The organism is Candidatus Eisenbacteria bacterium, assembly GCA_016235265.1.
Taxonomy (GTDB): domain Bacteria; phylum Eisenbacteria; class RBG-16-71-46; order RBG-16-71-46; family JACRLI01; genus JACRLI01.
The window spans coordinates 70646-88431 of the sequence record JACRLI010000003.1 but is presented as its reverse complement, the minus strand read 5'-3'; the positions used below and the strand labels follow the sequence as shown (position 1 = coordinate 88431).

Here is a 17786-nt window from a genome sequence, read left to right as displayed (position 1 = left end):
GGAAGAGCCCCGCACGGCGGCAACCGTCCTCCGGGCCGAGAAACGCGACCCAGCGCGACTCCCAAGAGCCAGATGATACCATGGAGCCATGTCACGGTGAAGACGCTGCGCGCTCCCGCCCCGACCGCCCCATCAAGGTCTGCACGACCACCCCCAGCCCGATCACCAGCAGGCAGCCCACCACGTTGTACCAGAGCCACGAGATCTTCGTGAACCGGAAGCACAAAATCACCGCCGCCTCCGCCGCGAGCGCCGCCCAGAACACCGCGGTGCCCCCGACGCGCTTCACGTGGAAGGCCACCAGGAAGATCCCCAGGATGGTGCCGTAGAAGAGCGAGCCCAGGATGTTGACGGCCTCGATCAGCGAGCCCAGCCGGTCGGCGAACTGCGCGAAGCCCACGGCGAACGCGCCCCAGCCCAGCATCAGCAGACGTGAGACTGCGACGTCCCCGGCCATCTCGGGGCCGGGCCGGATCCAGCGCTTGTACACGTCCACCATGGACGTGGACGCCAGCGAGCTCAGCTCCGAGGAGGTGGAGGACATGGACGCGGCAAACACCGCCGCCAGCACCAGGCCCACCACGCCCGCGGGCAGGAAGCGCAGCACGAAGGTGAGGAAGATGTAGTTGGTGTCCCCGGCCTGCGCCGCCGGGTCGGAGCGCCTGATCAGCGCCGCGCCCCTCCCGCGAAGCGCCTGCAGGTCGGCTTCGGCGCGTCGCAGCGCGATTCGGGCCTCTCCCACGCGGGAGGGGAGACCCGAGCGCTGGGCCGCGATCAGTTCGCGTGCCCGGCCCGCGCGCACCGCAGCCGCCGTGGCGTGCGCCGACTCCACGGTCCGGTACTCCGCGCCCAGCGCCCCCGCGCGCACCCGGGCCGTCTCCACCGGGTTGAAACACAGCGGGGGTGCGACGAACAGGTAGAACGCGAACACCAGCGTGCCCAGGAACAGGATCCCGAACTGCATCGGCACCTTCACCAGGCCGTTCACCAGCAGTCCGATGCGGCCCTGGCGAACGGACTGACCGGAGAGATAGCGGGTCACCTGTGACTGGTCGGTGCCGAAGTAGGACAGCGCCACGAACAGCCCCCCGATCAGCCCGGACCACACGTTGTAGCGGTTGTTGGGATCGAAGGAGAAGTCCACCGCCCGCAGCTTGCCCAGGGCACCGGTGGCACGCATGGCCTCGGGGAGCGACACATCGGGCGGGAGGGAGCGCAGCACCAGTGCGCAGGCGGTGAACATCCCGCCCCAGATGATGGCCATCTGCAGCACGTGGGTGTGTCCCACCGCGCGGGTCCCGCCGAAGGTGCTGTAGGCCACCACCAGCGAGCCGATGAGCAGGATGGTCCAGCGCACGTCCCAGCCCAGGGCCACGGAGAGGATCAGGGCGGGGGCGTAGATGGTGATCCCCGCCGCAAGCCCGCGCTGGAGCAGGAACAGCCCTGCGGCGAGCGAGCGGGTCTTGGGGTCGAAGCGATCTTCCAGGTACTGGTAGGCAGTGAACACGTTCAGGCGCCGGTAGGCCGGCACGAAGGTCACGCACAGCAGGACCATGGCGATCGGCAGCCCGAAGTAGAACTGCACGAAGCGCATTCCGTCCGCGTAGCCCTGGCCGGGGGTGGAAAGGAAGGTGATCGCGCTGGCCTGGGTGGCCATGATGCTCAGCGCCACCGTGGGCCAGCGCATGCGCCGCCCGGCGACCAGGTAGCCTCCCAGGTCGCGCGTGCCGCGCCCGCGCCACAACCCGTAGAGCACCATGGCCGCGAGGGCGGCGCACAGCACCCACCAGTCGAGGGGCTTCATGCTGCAATTCCCGTCGTGGCGGCGGGCGGGGCCGGGATCACGGGCAGGCCACGCGCGGATTCGGTGCCGACCGGCATCACCGGGAGGCCCGGGCGGATTCGGTGCCGACCGGCATCACCGGGAGGCCCGCGCGGATTCGGTGCCGACCGGCATCACTGGAATACCCGCGTGAAGACCGTGAAGGCCGCGATCCACAGCGCCAGGATGACCAGCACCGCGGCGTACAGCACGCCCCAGCTGCGTCCGAACGGGGGAGTATCGTCCCGATGCTCTCCGCTCATCGCTTCGCCGCGCGTCCCGCCGAGACCTGGTTGGCGAACAGTTTCAGCGCGCCGGGCACGCCCGCCGGAAGCTCCCGGAACCAGGCGTATGCGGAGTACATGAACACGCCCTTGCCGTAGCGCGCATAGAGCAATCCCCCGGCGCGGTCGGGCTCGCCGGGATCGTGGCAGGCCAGCGGGGTCTCGTACTTCGCGTCCCACGGATTCGCGAAGTAGAGCCCGCGCTCCTGCACCCAGCCGTCGAAGTCGGACGGCGTAATCATGTTCGGCCCGTCGAGCAGCGCGTGGCCGCCCGGCGGCATCCCGACCGGTGCCTCCTCCACGGTGACGCGGTCGCGCGAGATCTTGAACGGGTAGGGGCCCAGGCGATCCACCAGCCCCTCGTCGGCGGTGCAGTACTGCACCAGCAGCGTGCCGCCCTGGCGGACGTACTCCAGCAACCGTGGCTGCAGGATACGCAGCCGGGGCCGGGTGTTGTAAGCGCGCACCCCGGTCACCACGGCGTCGAAGACCGACAGGTCTCCGGTCTCCACGTCCGCGTCGCTGAGCAGGCTCACGCGGTAGCCGAGCTGCGAAAGCACCTCGGGCACCTGGTCACCCGAGCCCATGATGTAGGCCACGCTGCTGCCCGCGGTAGCCAGGTCCAGGCGCACGAAGCGCGCCTCCGCCTGGGGGAACACCACCTGCGTGGGAATGTGCGGATAGTCGATCACCACCCGCCCGTGAGTCTCCCGTCCCGCCGGCGATTCCAGCACCGCTCCCAGCGCGCCGCTGGCGGGTGTGCCGTTGGGGGTGACCGTGAAGAGGCACTCCTGTTCGGGCGCCAGCTTCGAGAGCTTCACCTCCACCGAAGCCGGATCGGACTTCCAGCCGGAGGGCAGCGCCAGGCTCACGCGGCCGGCCGAGCCGCGGCCGGCGTCGCGAGCCGTGACGCGGACTTCCCTGGGATCGCGGTCCGGGAACACGTACACGCCGCGGTCGAGCCGCAGCGTCACGCGCGGCACGATCGAGAAGGGGCGGTAGCGCTCGCCAGCCACCGGGTCGGTCCAGCGGTACACCACCGGCACCGGGAAGTTCAGCGTGTCGGCTCCCGCGGACAGCACCAGTCCCAGGGTCACCGCCGGGAGGTTCTCCGGAGAACCGATCTTGCGCGGGTCTCCCACGTGGAAGAGCCCGGGACTGGGAGCTTCTCCCAGCCAGTAGGGCTCCGAGTGGGCGGCGGCGGCCGGAAGCGCGATCCGCTCCTCCAGTTGCGCCGGCCGGTTGAACGCCAGTGGCGCGCCCAGCGCCGCCGAGCCCGTCACCAGGGTCAGCGTGTCGGCGCCCGACAGGGCTTCGACCCGCTCGAGCTTGAGCGGAAACTCGGAGCGGTTGAGCGCCGAGACGCGCACGGTGAAGGACTCGCCCGCGGGGACCTCGCTCTCGGTGGCCACGGCCTCCAGCCACAGCCCCGCGCAGGAGCGGATGACCTCCAGGAGTTCGCGGCGCTTCGCGTCCACCAGCGGCTCGGAGGGCAGCCGGCCCATCGCCGCGCGGGCCCGCAGCAGGGCGGGCAGCGCCGCGGCGGGCTTCGCGGGGTCGAAGGCGCGCTCCGCGTCCGCCAGGGCCGCGTCCACCGCATCGCCCCCCGGGATGCGCTTCCAGGTCAGGTCCACGCCGTCCAGGATGTCGCGCGCCGAGGCGGTGTCACCGGCCAGCGGGTAGAAGGACACCGGCAGGCTCCCCCGGCGCTCGGCGGAGCCGAAGCCCTGGCTCTTGTGCTGGCTGCGGCTCTCCGCGGCGATCTCGCTGTAGGACTTTCCCAGCAGCGGGCTGTACGCGCCCACGTCGAGCGAGAGATAGCGCGCCTCGCGCAGGTCGGCCTTGTCCCGGCTGCCGGGGGTCCACGCGTTCCAGAACAGCCGCTTCGCGCGCCACGCGCCGGTGAATCGCAGCTGGTCGGGGAAGCGGGAGGGGTCGGCCGCGGCTTCGAACGCCTCGCCCGTGAGGATGCCCGAGGCGGTGTGGTGCCCGTGCCCGCCCTCGCCGGTGGCGGGGAAGCGGGCGATGATGACGTCGGGGCGGAAGGTGCGGATCACCCACACCATGTCGGCGAGCACGCTGTCATGGCCCCAGATCCGGAGCGTCTCCTCGGGGCTCTTCGAATACCCGAAGTCCACCGCGCGGGTGAAGAACTGCTCCGCGCCGTCCACCCGCCGCGCGGCCAGCAGTTCCTGGGTGCGGATGACGCCGAGCAGCGAGCCGGTCTCCGTGCCCAGCAGGTTCTGCCCGCCGTCGCCGCGGGTGCACGAGAGGTAGCCGGTGCGCATCTTACGCTCCCGGGACAGGTACGCCAGGAGCGCGGTGTTCTCGTCGTCGGGATGCGCGGCCACGAACAGCACGCTGCCCACCACCCGCAGCTTGGAGAGCGCCAGGCGCAACTCGGCGGCGTCCATGATGTCGCGGGGACGCGCGTCGGCGCAGGCCGGGGACTGGGACACGCCCGACAGGGCAAGCACAAGAACCGCAGGCAGTAGCAGCCGGAAGGTGACACGTCGCATGAAAGCCTGAGCCTCCGTTGGGTGAGTGGGATCCGGGCGCGGAGCCAGGCGCGCCGGCGGGGATGGGCGCATGGTAGCACAGGTCGTCGGGAGCCGGCCGGGCCGCGGTGGACCTTCCGGCCGCTCCTCACGGCATGGTGCCCGCGGCCGATTCGCTGTCTCAATCCCGCACGATGCGCTAGACTGCGTGCCGATCGTCGCCCCCCGGTGGTCCCTTCCTCTCGACCCGGTTCAACCCACGCTCAGGAGGCCGTACCGATGCGCCGTTGGATCGTAGTTGTCGCCCTGTTCCTGGCCGCCGCATCCTCGGGCGCGCAATCACCCGCCACCGCGGCGGACACGCCGCCGCCGTCCACGACGGCGGGAGCGCAGTCGCCTGCCGCCACCCCGGACCCGGCCAACCCGATGCTCATGGAATGGAACACCCCCTTTGCCGTGCCTCCATTCGACCGGATCAAGCCGGAGCACTTCCTGCCGGCGTTTCAGGAGGCCATCGCGCGGCACAACCGCGAGGTGGACGCGATCGCGAAGACCCCCGTGCCGGCCAGCTTCGCCAACACCGTGGAGGCCCTCGACGGTTCGGGTGAGCTGCTCACGCGGGTGGGCCAGGTGTTTGGCCAGCTGTCCTCCGCGGAGACCAACGACGCCCTGCAGGCGATCTCCAGGCAGACTGCTCCGATGCTCGCGGCCCACCAGGATGACATCACCCTCAGCGAGACCTTGTTTCGGCGTGTGAGGGCCGTGTGGGACGCGCGCGAGAAACTGAGCCTCGAGCCGGACCAGAAGACGCTGCTGGACAGGACCTGGAAGCGCTTCGTGCGCGGCGGCGCGCTGCTCGACGCCAAGGCCAAGGAGCGCCTGCGCGCCATCAACTCCGAGCTGGCGGCGCTCTCGGTGAAGTTCTCCGACAACCTCCTGAAGGAAACCAACGCCTACCGGCTGGTCGTGGACAACAGGGCGGATCTCTCCGGTCTGCCGGACCGGGTGACCGCGGGGGCGGCGGACGCGGCGAAGAACGCCGGCCTGGAAGGGAAGTGGCTTTTCACCCTCCATTCCCCCAGCCTGTGGCCCTTCCTGCAATACGCGGACAACCGGGAGTTGCGCCGGCGGATGTTCACCGCCTACACCACCCGCGCCGACCACGGCGACGCGACCGACAACAAGACGGTGCTGGCACGCATCGCCTCGCTGCGTACCGAGCGCGCGCAGCTGCTGGGGTACAAGACGTACGCCGACTTCGCGCTGGACGAGACCATGGCCAAGAGCCCCGCGCGGGTCTACGAGCTGCTGGACAAGCTGTGGCCCAGGGCCAAGAAGGTGGCCGCACGCGAGGCCGAGACGCTGCAGGCCGCGATCCGCGCCGACGGGAAGGACTTCAAGCTCGAGCCGTGGGACTGGTTCTACTACACCGAGAAGGTGCGCCAGACCCGCTATTCGTTGGACGAGCAGGAGCTGCGGCCCTATTTCCAGGTGGACCGGGTGCGCGAGGGGGTGTTCCACGTCGCCAACCGGCTCTACGGGATCACCATCACGCCCCTGCCGAACATGCCGGTGTACAACCCGGAGGTCAGCGCCTACGAGGTGAAGGACGCCGACGGCTCCCATCTCGCCGTCTTCTACGCCGACTATCACCCCCGGCCGGGCAAGCGCGGCGGAGCGTGGTCCGGGGGCTACCGCGGCACCTGGGTCAAGGACGGCAAGTCCATCCGCCCGGTGGTGGTGAACGTGTGCAACTTCTCCCGGCCCGCGGGCGACGCCCCGGCACTCCTGTCGCTCGAGGAGACCGAGACGATGTTCCACGAGTTCGGCCACGCCCTGCACGCCATGCTCTCGCGCGTGCGCTACCGCGGCGTGGCGCAGGTGCAGCGCGACTTCGGCGAGGTGCCATCCTCGATCATGGAGAACTGGGCGCTGGAGCCCGAGGTGCTCAAGGCCTACGCGAAGCACTACCAGACCGGCGAGGTGATCCCGCAGGCGCTGGTGGACAAGGTCCGCCAGTCCAAGAAATTCAACCAGGGCTTCGCCAGCACCGAGTACCTGGCGGCGTGCCTGCTGGACATGGACTGGCACACGCTGGCCGCGCCGCGCGAGCCGGACGCGCGGACCTTCGAGGACTCCTCGATGCGCAAGATCGGGATGCCGGCGGAGATCGTCTCCCGCTACCGCAGCCCGTACTTCGCGCACATCTTCTCCGGGGGCTACGCCTCCGGCTACTACAACTACATCTGGAGCGAGGTGCTGGACGCCGACGCGTTCCACGCCTTCAAGGAGAAGGGCATCTTCGACCCCGCCACCGCCCGTTCCTTCCGCCAGAACGTGCTGGAGCGCGGCGGGAGCGAGGACGCCATGACGCTGTACAAGCGTTTCCGCGGCCGCGAGCCGGTGATCGAGCCGCTGCTCGAGCGCCGCGGCCTGGACGCAGCCGGCAGCAGCGCCCCCTAGGGCGGAGACGCATCGGACCCTTCGCCGCGCCGGCGCACTCCGCCGGCGCGGCGGATCTTCATCCCACCCCGGAGCATCCAACATCCCATGACCCGGCGCGCGCCCCACCCCGTCGTCTACCTGTTCCTCGTGCTGCCATTCGGGGTGATGGGCGGCTATGTCACGGTGTCCCTCGGCTACCTGCTCTCGAAGGCCGGGGTCCCCGTGCCCGCGATCGCCGCCCTGGTGGCGGCCAGCTACATTCCGCACACGTGGAAGTTCGCGTGGGCCCCGCTGGTGGACACCACGCTGTCGCGGCGCACCTGGTACCTGCTCTCCAGCGTGGTCAGCGCCGCCGGCATCCTGCTCACCGGCCTCCTGCCCATCCGGGCGGCGAGCATCCCGATGCTCACCATGGTGGTGGTGATCTCCAACGTGGCGGTCACCTTCCTGGGGATGGCCACCAACAGCCTCATGGCCTACGCCACGCCCGAGGACCAGAAAGGTCGCGCGGGGGGGTGGTTCCAGGCCGGCAACCTGGGCGGGACCGGACTGGGCGGCGGCGCGGGCCTGTGGATGGCGCAGAATCTGCCCGCCCCGTGGATCGCCGGCGCGGTGCTGGCCGGAGCCTGCCTGCTGTGCGCCATCCCGGTGTTCTTCATGCACGAGGCCCACTCGCCGCATCGCGAGGGCGGGCTGCTCAAGTCGTTGCGCAACGTGGGCAGCGATCTCTGGAACGTGACCACCAGCCGGGCCGGATTCCTGGCCCTGTTCCTCTGCTTCCTCCCGATCGGCTCGGGCGCCGCCTCCAACCTGTGGGCCGCGGTGGCGGGGGACTGGCACGCGTCGGCGGCCGCCGTGGGGATGGTGAACGGCCTGCTCAGCGGCGGGCTCTCGGCGGTGGGTTGCATCGCCGGCGGCTGGGTCTGTGACCGGATGGATCGCAAGACTTCCTACATCGCCTACGGCGCGCTGCAGGCCGCCTGCGCTGTGGCCATGGCCCTCGCGCCACGCACCGAGACCACCTACGTCGTGTTCGTCTCGCTGTACGCGTTCATCACCGGGCTCACGTACGCGGGCTTCACCGCGGTGGTGCTGGAGGCCATCGGCATGGGCGCGGCGGCCACCAAGTACAACGTGTACGCCTCGCTCTCGAACTTCCCCATCTACTACATGACCCTGCTGGACGGAAAGGCGCACAGCCTGTGGGGCCCCGGCGGGATGCTGAACACCGAGGCAACCGTGGGGGTGCTGGGACTGGCGCTGTTCGTCGGCGTGGTGGCGATCCTCAGGGCGCTGCGGCCGCGCGGCGCGCCGATCCCGGTGGAGGTCCGGCTTCCGGAGGACGAGCCCCGCACATGATCGTATTCTCCGGGGTCGTCAAGCAGTACGGCCGGCAGGTCCTGTTCACCGACGCGTCGTTCCAGGTCAATCCCGGCGAGAAGGCCGGCCTGGTGGGCCCCAACGGCTGCGGCAAGAGCACGCTGTTCCGGCTCATCGCGGGGGAGGAGTCGCCGGACGAGGGCTCGGTGTCCGTGCCGCGCAAGCTCACCATCGGCTACTTCCGCCAGGAAGTGGACGAGATGCGCGGCCGAAGCGTGCTCGACGAGGCCATCGCCGGCAGCGGCGAACTGGGCGACCTGCACCACGAGCTCGAGGCGCTGCAGCACGACATGGCCGACCCGGACAAGGCGGACGACCTGGACCAGGTCCTGGAGCGCTACGGGGATGTGCAGCACCGCTACGAGAGCCTGGGCGGTTACGCCATCGAGGCCCAGGCGCGCGAGGTGCTGCACGGGCTGGGGTTCGAGGACGAGCGCATCGACGCCGACGTGGGCCATCTCTCCGGCGGCTGGAAGATGCGCGTGAGCATGGCCCGGGTGCTGCTCGGGAAGCCCGACGTGCTGCTGATGGACGAGCCCACCAATCACCTGGACATCGAGTCCATCGTGTGGCTGGAGCGGTTCCTCAAGAACACCCGCTGCACCCTGATCATGACCTCCCACGACCGCGAGTTCATGAACCGCGTGGTGGACCATATCGTGGAAATCGACGGCGGCGAGGTGTTCCTGTACACCGGCGACTACGACTTCTACGAGCGCGAGCGGTCGCTGCGGGAGGCCAACCGCGAGGCCGCGTACGCCCGCCAGCAGGCGATGCTGGCCAAGGAGAGCCGCTTCATCGAGCGCTTCAAGGCGCACGCGGCCAAGGCGGCGCAGGTGCAAAGCCGCGTGAAGCGGCTGGAGAAGATCGAAAAGATCGAGCTGCCCCGCACCCGCAAGGTGGTGGCGTTCGACTTCCGCGACCCGCCGCGCTCGGGCGAGGACGTGGCGATGCTCCAGGGCGTGTCCAAGCGTTTCGGGGACCGGGAGCTCTATTCCGGACTGGACTTCACGGTGCGGCGCGGGGAGCGCTGGTGCGTGATGGGCAAGAACGGCGCGGGCAAGACCACGCTCCTCCGCATGGTGGCGGGCGCCCTGGCGCCGGACACAGGCGGCGTGCGCCTGGGCGCCAGCGTGCGCATGGGCTACTTCGCGCAGCAGTCCCTGGACCTGCTGGACTTCGAGCTCACGGTGCTGGATCAGATCCGGAAGGACTTCCCCATGGAGCCGATGGGCGCGCTGCGCAGCCTGCTGGGCGCGTTCCAGTTCTCGGGCGACGAGGTGGAGAAGCCCATCCGGGTGCTCTCCGGCGGCGAGAAATCCCGCCTGGTGCTGGCGCGCATGCTCTACGATCCTCCCAACTTCCTGGTGCTGGACGAGCCCACCAACCACCTGGACCTGGCCACCAAGGAGATGCTGGTGGGCGCCCTGCGCTCGTTCGACGGGACGATGCTGTTCGTGTCCCACGACCGTGCGTTCCTGCGCGGCCTGGCCAATCGCGTGCTGGAGCTGGGCGGGGCGGGCACCGATCACTCGGAGCCGCTGCAGTACCCGGGCTCCTACGAGGAGTACATCCGTCGCACCGGGCACGAGGCGCCCGGCGTGCACGACTGAAGGAGGAGCGCGGCGCGTCCGCAGCCGGCCCGCCGCTCCCAGGTCCCGTGCCTGACTTTCCCCGTCGCGCGGCCACCGCGCTGTTTCTTGAACGCCAGCACCTGGACCGCCCCCGCGCGCGCCGCCTGACCGGCACCAGCCTGGCGCGGTTCGCCCGGGACACCGGCGGCCTGCAGCTCGATTCGGTCAACGTGCTCGACCGCGCCCACTACCTCACCGCGTGGAGCCGCTTCGGCGTCTTCGACCGCGGGAGCTTCGACCGCCTGGCCTACCGGCGGCGCGTCCTGTTCGAGTACTGGGCGCACTGCGCGTGCCTGGTGCCGCGCGGGGACTATCCCGCGTGGCGCCGGGCGATGTTCGACCACCCGGTGCGCACCGACGCCTGGGCCCGCTGGGGCCGAAGCGCGCGGGCGAAACGGCTGCTGGGGGAGATCCAGGCGGAGATCGCCCGGCGCGGCCCGCTGGGCAGTTCGGACTTCGAGCACGCCCGGGACACCCGCGGCACCTGGTGGGACTGGAAGCCCGCCGCGCACGCGCTGCACTTCCTGTGGCTCTCGGGGAGCCTGCTGGTGCACTCGCGGCGCAACTTCGAGCGGCGCATGGACCTGGCGGCGCGGGTGCTTCCGGAGGCGGCGTCCGAAGCGTGCATGAGCGCGGCCGAGTTTCCCATGTGGCACATCCGGCGCTCGCTTCACGCCATGGGCGCGGCCACCGAAACGGACCTCCGGATGTACATGTCCTTCCCGCGGCTCCCTGCGCCCGCCCGGCGCGCGGCCCTGCGGGCGATGCTCGAGACCGGCGAGGTGATCGAGGTCGGCATCGAACCCGGCCCGGACGCCGCCGCCGCCACACCGCACCCCGGCCGGCGCTCCCCGCCCCTCCGATGGTACCTGCTGGCGGAGGACGTCCCGGCCCTGGAGGCCGCCTCCCGGCGCCGCAGGCCGTCCACCGGAACCACGTTGCTGGCGCCGTTCGACTCCCTGCTGTGGCACCGGGAGCGGGTGCTCCGGTTGTTCGACTTCGACTACCGCGTCGAGATCTACGTCCCGGCGCAAAAGCGCAGGTACGGTTACTATGTCCTCCCGATCCTGCACGACGGCCGGATGATCGGCCGACTCGACGCCAAGAACCACCGTGCGGAACGCCGCCTCGAGGTCCGCAGCCTGCATTTCGAACCCGGGTTCGGTCGGGTACCGGAGGTCGGCCGGGGCGCAGGACGGGCCCGGGCGGGCGCCGCGGACGTGGACCCGGCACTGGCCGGCCTGGCCGGCGCGCTGCACTCGCTGCGGGAATTCCTGGGCGCGGACCGCGTCAGCCTGGGCGCGGCTTGTGCCGGGGCGTGGAGCCCGGCCCTGCGGACGCACCTTCGCGCGGCGCCGACCGGGCCCCGGCCGGATGCCCGTGATCTGCCGGGCGAATGAGCGTGGAGGGACCGGTGCCTGATCCGTGGAACCAGGGGGAGCCGAAGGTGCGCATCGCCATCACCCGCGAGATCAGCGCGGCGCTGGCACGCTGCGAGCTGACCCACCTCGAGCGGCGGGAAATCGACCTGCCCCTGGCCCGGCGGCAGCATGCCGACTACGAACGCGCCCTGGAATCGCTGGGCTGCCGGGTGGTCCGGCTGCCGCAGGACCCCGATCTCCCCGACTCGGTGTTCGTGGAGGACGTCGCGGTGGTGCTCGGGGAGCTGGCGGTGCTGACCCGCCCGGGCGCCCCGAGCCGACGCGGCGAAACCCCGGCGGTGGAGGCGGCGCTGCGTCCGTACCGCCGGCTGCGGCGGATCGAGGAACCCGGCACCCTGGACGGGGGCGATGTGCTGGTCGTGGGCCCGCACGTCTACGTGGGGGACACCGGCCGGACCAACCGCGCGGGTTTCGTGCAGCTGCGCGACCTGCTGGGGCCGCTGGGCTATTCGGTCGCGCGGGTCGCGGTGCGCGGCTGCCTGCACCTGAAATCGGCCGTCACCCGCGTGGCGCGCGACCTGCTGCTGCTCAACCCCGAACGCGTGGAGGCGGAGGCCTTCCCGGGCCTGCGCGCGGTAGCCGTGGACCCGGAGGAGCCGGCCGCGGCCAACGCGCTGCTGGTGGGAGGCTCGGTGATCTTCCCCGGGGAGTTTCCGAGGACACGGGGGCGACTGCAGGAGGCGGGCGTGGACGTGGTCACGGTGGCCGCCTCGGAGCTGGCCAAGGCGGAAGGCGCGGTTACCTGCTGCAGCCTGGTCCTTGAAATCCCGGCCACTTCCGCGCCGATTTGAGGCCCCGCGGGCGCTCAACACTCCGCCGGGCGGGCGCGGACGATCTCAGCCGGCGCTCACCATTCCACCGGCCAGGCGCAGGCGGCCTCAGCCGGCGCTCACCACTCCACCAGGTAGGTACAGCTGGTCCCCCCGGTCTCGCGGCAGCTTGCAGCCGGGTCATGCCGCACCAGCGGGTTGGTGCCCGGCGGCGCGAACTTGGCGACGGTGCGTTCGACGATGCCGAGGTCGAATGAGCACGGGTAGGGATTGTCGCACACGACCCGCCCCGAGCGGGCGCCCAGCAACTCGAAATGGTAGCTGCCGACCTCGCCACCGCGGTGGTTCATGTGATAGGCCACGTCGATCGAGGTGAGCGCGGCGGGGATGGAATTGACCTCCGGCGGCCAGATGGCCGTGTCCGGGATCCTCCGTCCGATGGCGCGCAGCGTCGCCGGGCCGGTCTTCTCGGCGATCTCGCGGAACGCGTCCAGCCAGGACTGCTGCAGATACCACTTCGAGGCGTCCGGGGCTTCGATGCCGTGATTGGCCAGGATCCGGGCACCGATGCCGCCCAGGTCCGCCAGTTCGCTCACCACCGCATACACCGCCGACCCGTTGACTTCGACCGCGGGCGAAAAGGCACGGAACTTGGCCACGCTTCGACCTCCTTGGGGAATCGCCGGCCCGCGGGCCGGGCGAAGGGAGGAAGGGACGACGCACGCCGGACCGGCGCGGGGAGGCCGATGCCGGCCCTGCGACGGGATGCACGAGAGCCTAGCGTACTTCCCCGGCGGCATCCAGACCCCATCTCCCGGCTGTTTCTGCCGGCCCCGATTCTGCCAGCCCCGATCCCCTGGATCCAAACCGCTGACGCCCAGACCGCTGACCCTCGCGCACCGCCTCCCCATGGCCTAGAATGGCGACGTGGATTCCACTCCGAGCGTCGATTCCCAGGGCGTCACTCTCCGCATCGTGATCCGGCTGTGGTGGCCGCTGGCCGCCAGCTGGCTGCTCATGGGCTTCGAGCTGCCGGCAGTGAGCGCGGTGATGGCACGCCTGCCGCATTCCACCGTCAGCCTGGCGGCCTACGGCGGGGTGGTGTTCCCGCTGGCGCTGCTCATCGAGTCCCCGATCATCATGCTCCTGTCCGCCTCCACGGCGCTCTCGCGCGACTGGCAGTCCTACCGGGTGGTGCGGCGGTACATGTACCTGGCGGGCGGAGCCACCACCCTGTTCCACGCCCTCGTCGCCTTCACGCCGCTGTTCGACCTGGTGGTTGGCGGTCTGCTCCACCCGCCCGCCGAGGTGTTGGGGCCGGCGCGCCTGGGACTGCAGATCATGCTGCCCTGGACCATGTCCATCGCGTACCGGCGCACGCAGCAGGGCGTGCTGATCCGCGCGGGCCGCTCCCGGGCGGTCGGCATCGGCACCGGCATCCGGCTGGCCGCCAACTGTGTGGTCCTCGCCGTCGGGTACTACGTCGGCCATGTTCCGGGCATCGTGGTGGGCACCCTGGCGGTGGCCGCCGGGGTGATGAGCGAGGCCGTCTACGCGGGTTTCACGGTGCAGGCGGTGCTGCGCGACCAGGTGCGCCGGGCTGCACCGCAGGCCGTGCCGCTCACCATGCCGGCATTCCTGAAGTTCTTCCTGCCCCTGGCGCTTACCCCGCTGATCCTGTTCCTAGCCATGCCCATCGCCAGCGCCGCCGTGAGCCGCATGCCCCGGGCTCTCGAGTGCCTCGCGGCGTTCCCGGTGGTCAGCGGGCTGGTGTTCACCCTGCGTAGCCTGGGGTTCGCGTTCAACGAAGTCGTGGTGGCGCTGCTGGAGCGGCCCGGGGCGGTGCCGGCGCTCCGACGTTTCGCCGTCGGCCTCGCCCTGGCCACCACCGGGGCCCTGACGGCGGTGGCCCTCACTCCGCTGGCACACCTGTGGTTCTCGCACATCTCGGCGCTGCCCCCGGCGCTGGGCGAGCTGGCCCGCGCGGGGCTGGGGGGGGCTCTGCTCATGCCGGCATTCAGTGCCCTGCAGAGCCTGTACCAGGGCACGCTGGTGCACGTGCGCAGCACCCGCGGCATCACCGAGTCGGTGGTGGCCTACCTGGCGGTGTCCAGCATGCTGCTGGCCGCGGGTGTGGTCACGCAGCGCTTCGCCGGGCTGCCGGTGGCCATGGCGGCGATGTCCGTGGGCACTGCGGCCCAGGTCCTGTGGCTGCGCGCCCGCGCCCGGCCCCACCTGCGGGGGCTGCAGTGGAAGGGCCCACCCGCCGAGGTGCTGCCGCTGTTTCCGGCGCAGGCCCCGGATGTTTGATCTGCTACTATGCGCGGAATCGGCCGCACCTCGCGGGGCACACGGTCCCGATCCCCTGACGGAGGAACCCATGATGCGAACCACCCGAACCAGACCCTTCCGCGGGCCGGCTCTTGCCGCGGTCCCGGCCCTGCTGATCCTGGTCGCACTCGCGGCCCTGCCCGTGCGCAGCGCGGCGCAGTCGGCATCGGCCATGACGCGACCGCTGATGTTCGGCGTGGGCGGGGGAGTGACCGTGCCGGTCTCCGACGTGAAGTCCGCGTTCAAGACCGGGATGAACCTCAAGGCGTTCGCGCGTCTCAAGGTGCCGGGCCTGCCGTTCTCCGCCCGCGCCGAGGTGGGGCTGCAGCGCTTCAATCTGGACAGCGCCAGCGTGCACGTTTCCGGGGACCAGCAGTTGATCTCGGGGCTGGCGATGGCCCAGTGGGACTTCATTTCGCTCGGGCCGGTGCACCCCTATCTGATCGCCGGACTGGGGGCCTACAGCGTGAAGACCTCGCACGAGGGCGAGGGCGAAGGATCCGAAACCAGCACCCGGTTCGGGATCAACGGAGGAGCGGGAGTGACCGTGGCCCTGGGGCGTATTTCGCTGTTCGCGGAGGGGCGGGTGGACAACGTCTACACGGACCGGGGGGTGATCGACACCAAGACCATCCGGTACGTCCCGGTCACCTTCGGGATCCTGTTCTAGCCCATGGAGAGGGGCGGCCGAATGGCCGCCCCTCGCTGGGGCCGCGCCCGAAGATCGCTCGACAGAACGGGCGCTCGCGCTGGCCCCAGGTGGCTGGAGTCCGCCGTCCCCCGATCCGCGCGACGCGGCGCCCGGCGCCGTGCCGACAGGGAGGGGGATGGCGGCGCGATATACTTGCCACGGAACAGATTCCGGGGTGCATGCCGGAGCCTGCACCACGGTGGACGGGGGCACAGTCGGACTGCTCTTTCCCCGTAAGAGCCAATTCCGGTGCCGTCGGTGCCGCGCGCCCGGGCGCGCCATGGCCTGGGTCGACCCCCCGGGTCTTTCGCCTGAGCCCCTTCGCCTGTTCGATCCGCCCCCGCCTCTGCTACACTGCGCCGGTTCGGAAACAGGAGCCACGTCCACGCGCCGCCGGCCCGCGCCGGACGCATGCGCGGCGGGAAATCCGGGCGGCCGTAACGGCGGCCGCCCTGGGGAGCAGGAGGAGGGAGAATGCGGGACCATTTCGACGTCATCATCCTCATCGGGCGGCCGGCGGCCGGCAAGAGCGAGGTCATCGACTACCTGAAGAAGGCCTCCGACGACGACCGCCGGAAGCGCTTCCACATCGCGCCCTTCGAGGAACTGGACGACTTCCTGTACGTCTGGGAGACGTTCGAGGTCGATGATATTCTCGAAAGGAACGGCAAGGAGCGGCTGCTGACCACGAAGGACTACTACTTCAAGGACCCCTTCGTGTGGAACCTGTACATCGAGCGGCTGGACCTGGAATACCGCAAGAAGCTGGCTCGGGACCCGGCCTATCACGACAGGCACACCACCATCATCGAGTTCGCGCGCGGCGGGGAGAAGGGCTTCGAGGAGGCGTTCTCCTACCTGGGCGAGGAAGTGCTCAAGCGCGCGGGCATCGTGTACATCCAGGTGTCCTACGAGGAGTCGTGCCGCAAGAACCGCCGCCGGTTCCGTCCCGACCAGGCCGACAGCATCCTGTTCCACTCGCTGCCGGACGAGAAGATGGACTACTACTACAAGGTCAACGACTGGGACAAGCTGGCGCCGGGGCTCAACGGCTTCATCAACATCAAGGGCCACCAGGTGCCCTACTCGGTGTTCCCCAACGAACCGGAGAAGACCGACGATCCGGCCAAGCTGGGCCCCGCCCTCGAGGACACCTTCGGGCGGCTGTGGGAGCAGATGAAGAAGCGGAAGTAGCCCCGGCGGATCCGGCGAAAGCGACGAGGGGGCGGGCCATGCCCGCCCCCTCGTCGTTGCGCCCCGCGCGCCCCGGGGTGCCGGACCATGGGTGCCGGCGGCGGCCGGGCGGCGGAGCGCACGGGCGCCCCCGCCGTCGCGGGCGCCTCAGGCCTCCCGCGTGCGGGCCAGCTCCGCGGTGCGCAGCTTCTCGGCGCGGGTCAGGAAGTACACCGCCACCAGGATGAACAGCACCGAGACCCAGTCCTGCGCGGAGGGGAACTTGGAGCCGGGGAAGAACATCCACAGCAGCAGGGTGGCCGCGGTGCCCGCCAGGAGCGAGGTCAGCCGGTTGACCAGCCCCGCGAAGGTGGCGGTGCGGCCCTTGAACATGAAAATGAACACCGAGAAGAACGCCACCGCCCCGTACGGCACGCCCGAGAGGATGGGGAGGAGGTCGGGGTGGTGCACCGCGTCGCGGAAGTCCACCAGGCGCCGGTCCACCCAGCCGAACCAATCCGGGGAATGGTAGAAGAAGAAACCCAGCGCCAGCATGCTCAGGCTGGCGAAGATCTGCTCCACCGCGAGGAAGCCCTGGTTGTCCAGTTTCACGCCCTTGCCCCGGGTGTTCTTGTAGTAGTTCATGATGTAGATGCGGATGGCGTAGGCGGCGATGTAGAGCCCCATGATGATCAGCGCCGGGGCGGAGCGCAGGAAGTCGAAATGGTCCCTGCCCAGCGCCGAAGCCAGGCCCAGCGGCTTCGCGACGTGCCACCCGCGCTGCTCCAGCGAACCGACGAGCGGCAGCAGGAGCACATTGGTGGAGACCGCGAGCAGCGCGAACACCACCGCCCAGTTTTCCTCGGCGTAGACCCGCTTGCGCAGGATCCCCTGGCGGATCTGGAGCTCGTCCACCAGCCTGCTGATCACGATGATGCTGCCGCGCATGATGACCATCGCCACCATCACCGAAATCGGCAGCGTGTACATGAGCGTGGTGGTGGGGATCACCACCGCGGTGCAGATGCCCGAGGGCAGGATGTAGAGCACCTCGCTGGGGAAGCTCACCGGGCCCCAGCGCACCATGCGGTTCGACTTGAGCCGGAACCAGCCCAGCAGGAACACCACTGCCAGGGCGAACACGCTGCCGCCCAGGGTGTTGTTGAAGAGGTAGTCGATGTCGGTGAGCTTCGGCGAACGGAGGGCGGTGAAGTACTTCACCAGGACGCCGGTCAGGACGTAGAAGCCGAAGTAGCCGAAGCAAAGCTGCAGGAGACGACCGGTGCTCCCGGCGGTGGTTTTCCACATGCGAGGAT

General features: G+C 70.2%; 12 protein-coding genes. 8 read left to right on the top strand and 4 right to left on the bottom strand.

What is annotated here, in order from left to right:
- Nucleotides 1-91: 91 nt before the first annotated feature.
- On the bottom strand, nt 92-1804 hold the full coding sequence (locus HZB25_01940; GenBank protein MBI5835981.1) for a sodium:solute symporter: 1713 nt from the start codon (nt 1802-1804) through the stop codon (nt 92-94).
- Between the two features lie 277 nt (nt 1805-2081).
- Nucleotides 2082-4625, bottom strand: a complete 2544-nt coding sequence (locus HZB25_01935; GenBank protein MBI5835980.1) for a PIG-L family deacetylase — start codon at nt 4623-4625, stop codon at nt 2082-2084.
- A gap of 258 nt (nt 4626-4883) precedes the next feature.
- On the opposite strand from HZB25_01935, the gene HZB25_01930 reads away from it, so the two are divergent.
- The 5 genes from HZB25_01930 (at nt 4884) to HZB25_01910 (ending at nt 12296) form a co-directional block, all read left to right on the top strand.
- Nucleotides 4884-7067, top strand: coding sequence for a M3 family metallopeptidase (locus HZB25_01930; protein MBI5835979.1), 2184 nt, complete (start codon nt 4884-4886; stop codon nt 7065-7067).
- 87 nt (nt 7068-7154) lie between these two features.
- Nucleotides 7155-8408, top strand: a complete 1254-nt coding sequence (locus tag HZB25_01925) for an MFS transporter (GenBank protein MBI5835978.1) — start codon at nt 7155-7157, stop codon at nt 8406-8408.
- Entirely contained in the window at nt 8405-10042 is a 1638-nt protein-coding gene (locus HZB25_01920) for an ABC-F family ATP-binding cassette domain-containing protein (protein MBI5835977.1), read from the top strand. The genes HZB25_01925 and HZB25_01920 overlap by 4 nt, the downstream gene beginning before the upstream one ends.
- Nucleotides 10043-10089: 47 nt before the next feature.
- Nucleotides 10090-11463 carry a YcaQ family DNA glycosylase gene (locus HZB25_01915; GenBank protein MBI5835976.1) on the top strand — a complete coding sequence of 458 codons (1374 nt, stop codon included), beginning with the start codon at nt 10090-10092 and terminating at the stop codon, nt 11461-11463.
- 47 nt (nt 11464-11510) lie between these two features.
- Complete coding sequence (locus HZB25_01910; GenBank protein MBI5835975.1) at nt 11511-12296, top strand: dimethylargininase; 786 nt, start codon at nt 11511-11513, stop codon at nt 12294-12296.
- Between the two features lie 98 nt (nt 12297-12394).
- On the opposite strand, the gene HZB25_01905 is transcribed toward HZB25_01910, so the two are convergent.
- Entirely contained in the window at nt 12395-12784 is a 390-nt protein-coding gene (locus tag HZB25_01905; GenBank protein ID MBI5835974.1) for a hypothetical protein, read from the bottom strand.
- A gap of 418 nt (nt 12785-13202) precedes the next feature.
- Here HZB25_01905 and HZB25_01900 point away from each other — a divergent pair, with 418 nt between their 5' ends.
- The 3 genes from HZB25_01900 to HZB25_01890 all read left to right on the top strand — a co-directional run bounded on the left by HZB25_01900 (nt 13203) and on the right by HZB25_01890 (nt 16491).
- The gene (locus tag HZB25_01900) at nt 13203-14585 is read left to right on the top strand and encodes a hypothetical protein (GenBank protein MBI5835973.1); all 1383 of its coding nucleotides are present in this window, start codon (nt 13203-13205) and stop codon (nt 14583-14585) included.
- A gap of 70 nt (nt 14586-14655) precedes the next feature.
- Nucleotides 14656-15276: an outer membrane beta-barrel protein gene (locus HZB25_01895; GenBank protein ID MBI5835972.1), complete on the top strand. Its 621-nt coding sequence runs from the start codon at nt 14656-14658 to the stop codon at nt 15274-15276.
- A gap of 495 nt (nt 15277-15771) precedes the next feature.
- A complete protein-coding gene (locus tag HZB25_01890) occupies nt 15772-16491 on the top strand; it encodes a hypothetical protein (GenBank protein MBI5835971.1) in 720 nt (239 codons plus the stop codon).
- 147 nt (nt 16492-16638) lie between these two features.
- On the opposite strand, the gene HZB25_01885 is transcribed toward HZB25_01890, so the two are convergent.
- Entirely contained in the window at nt 16639-17778 is a 1140-nt protein-coding gene (locus HZB25_01885; protein MBI5835970.1) for a hypothetical protein, read from the bottom strand.
- Nucleotides 17779-17786 lie beyond the last annotated feature (8 nt).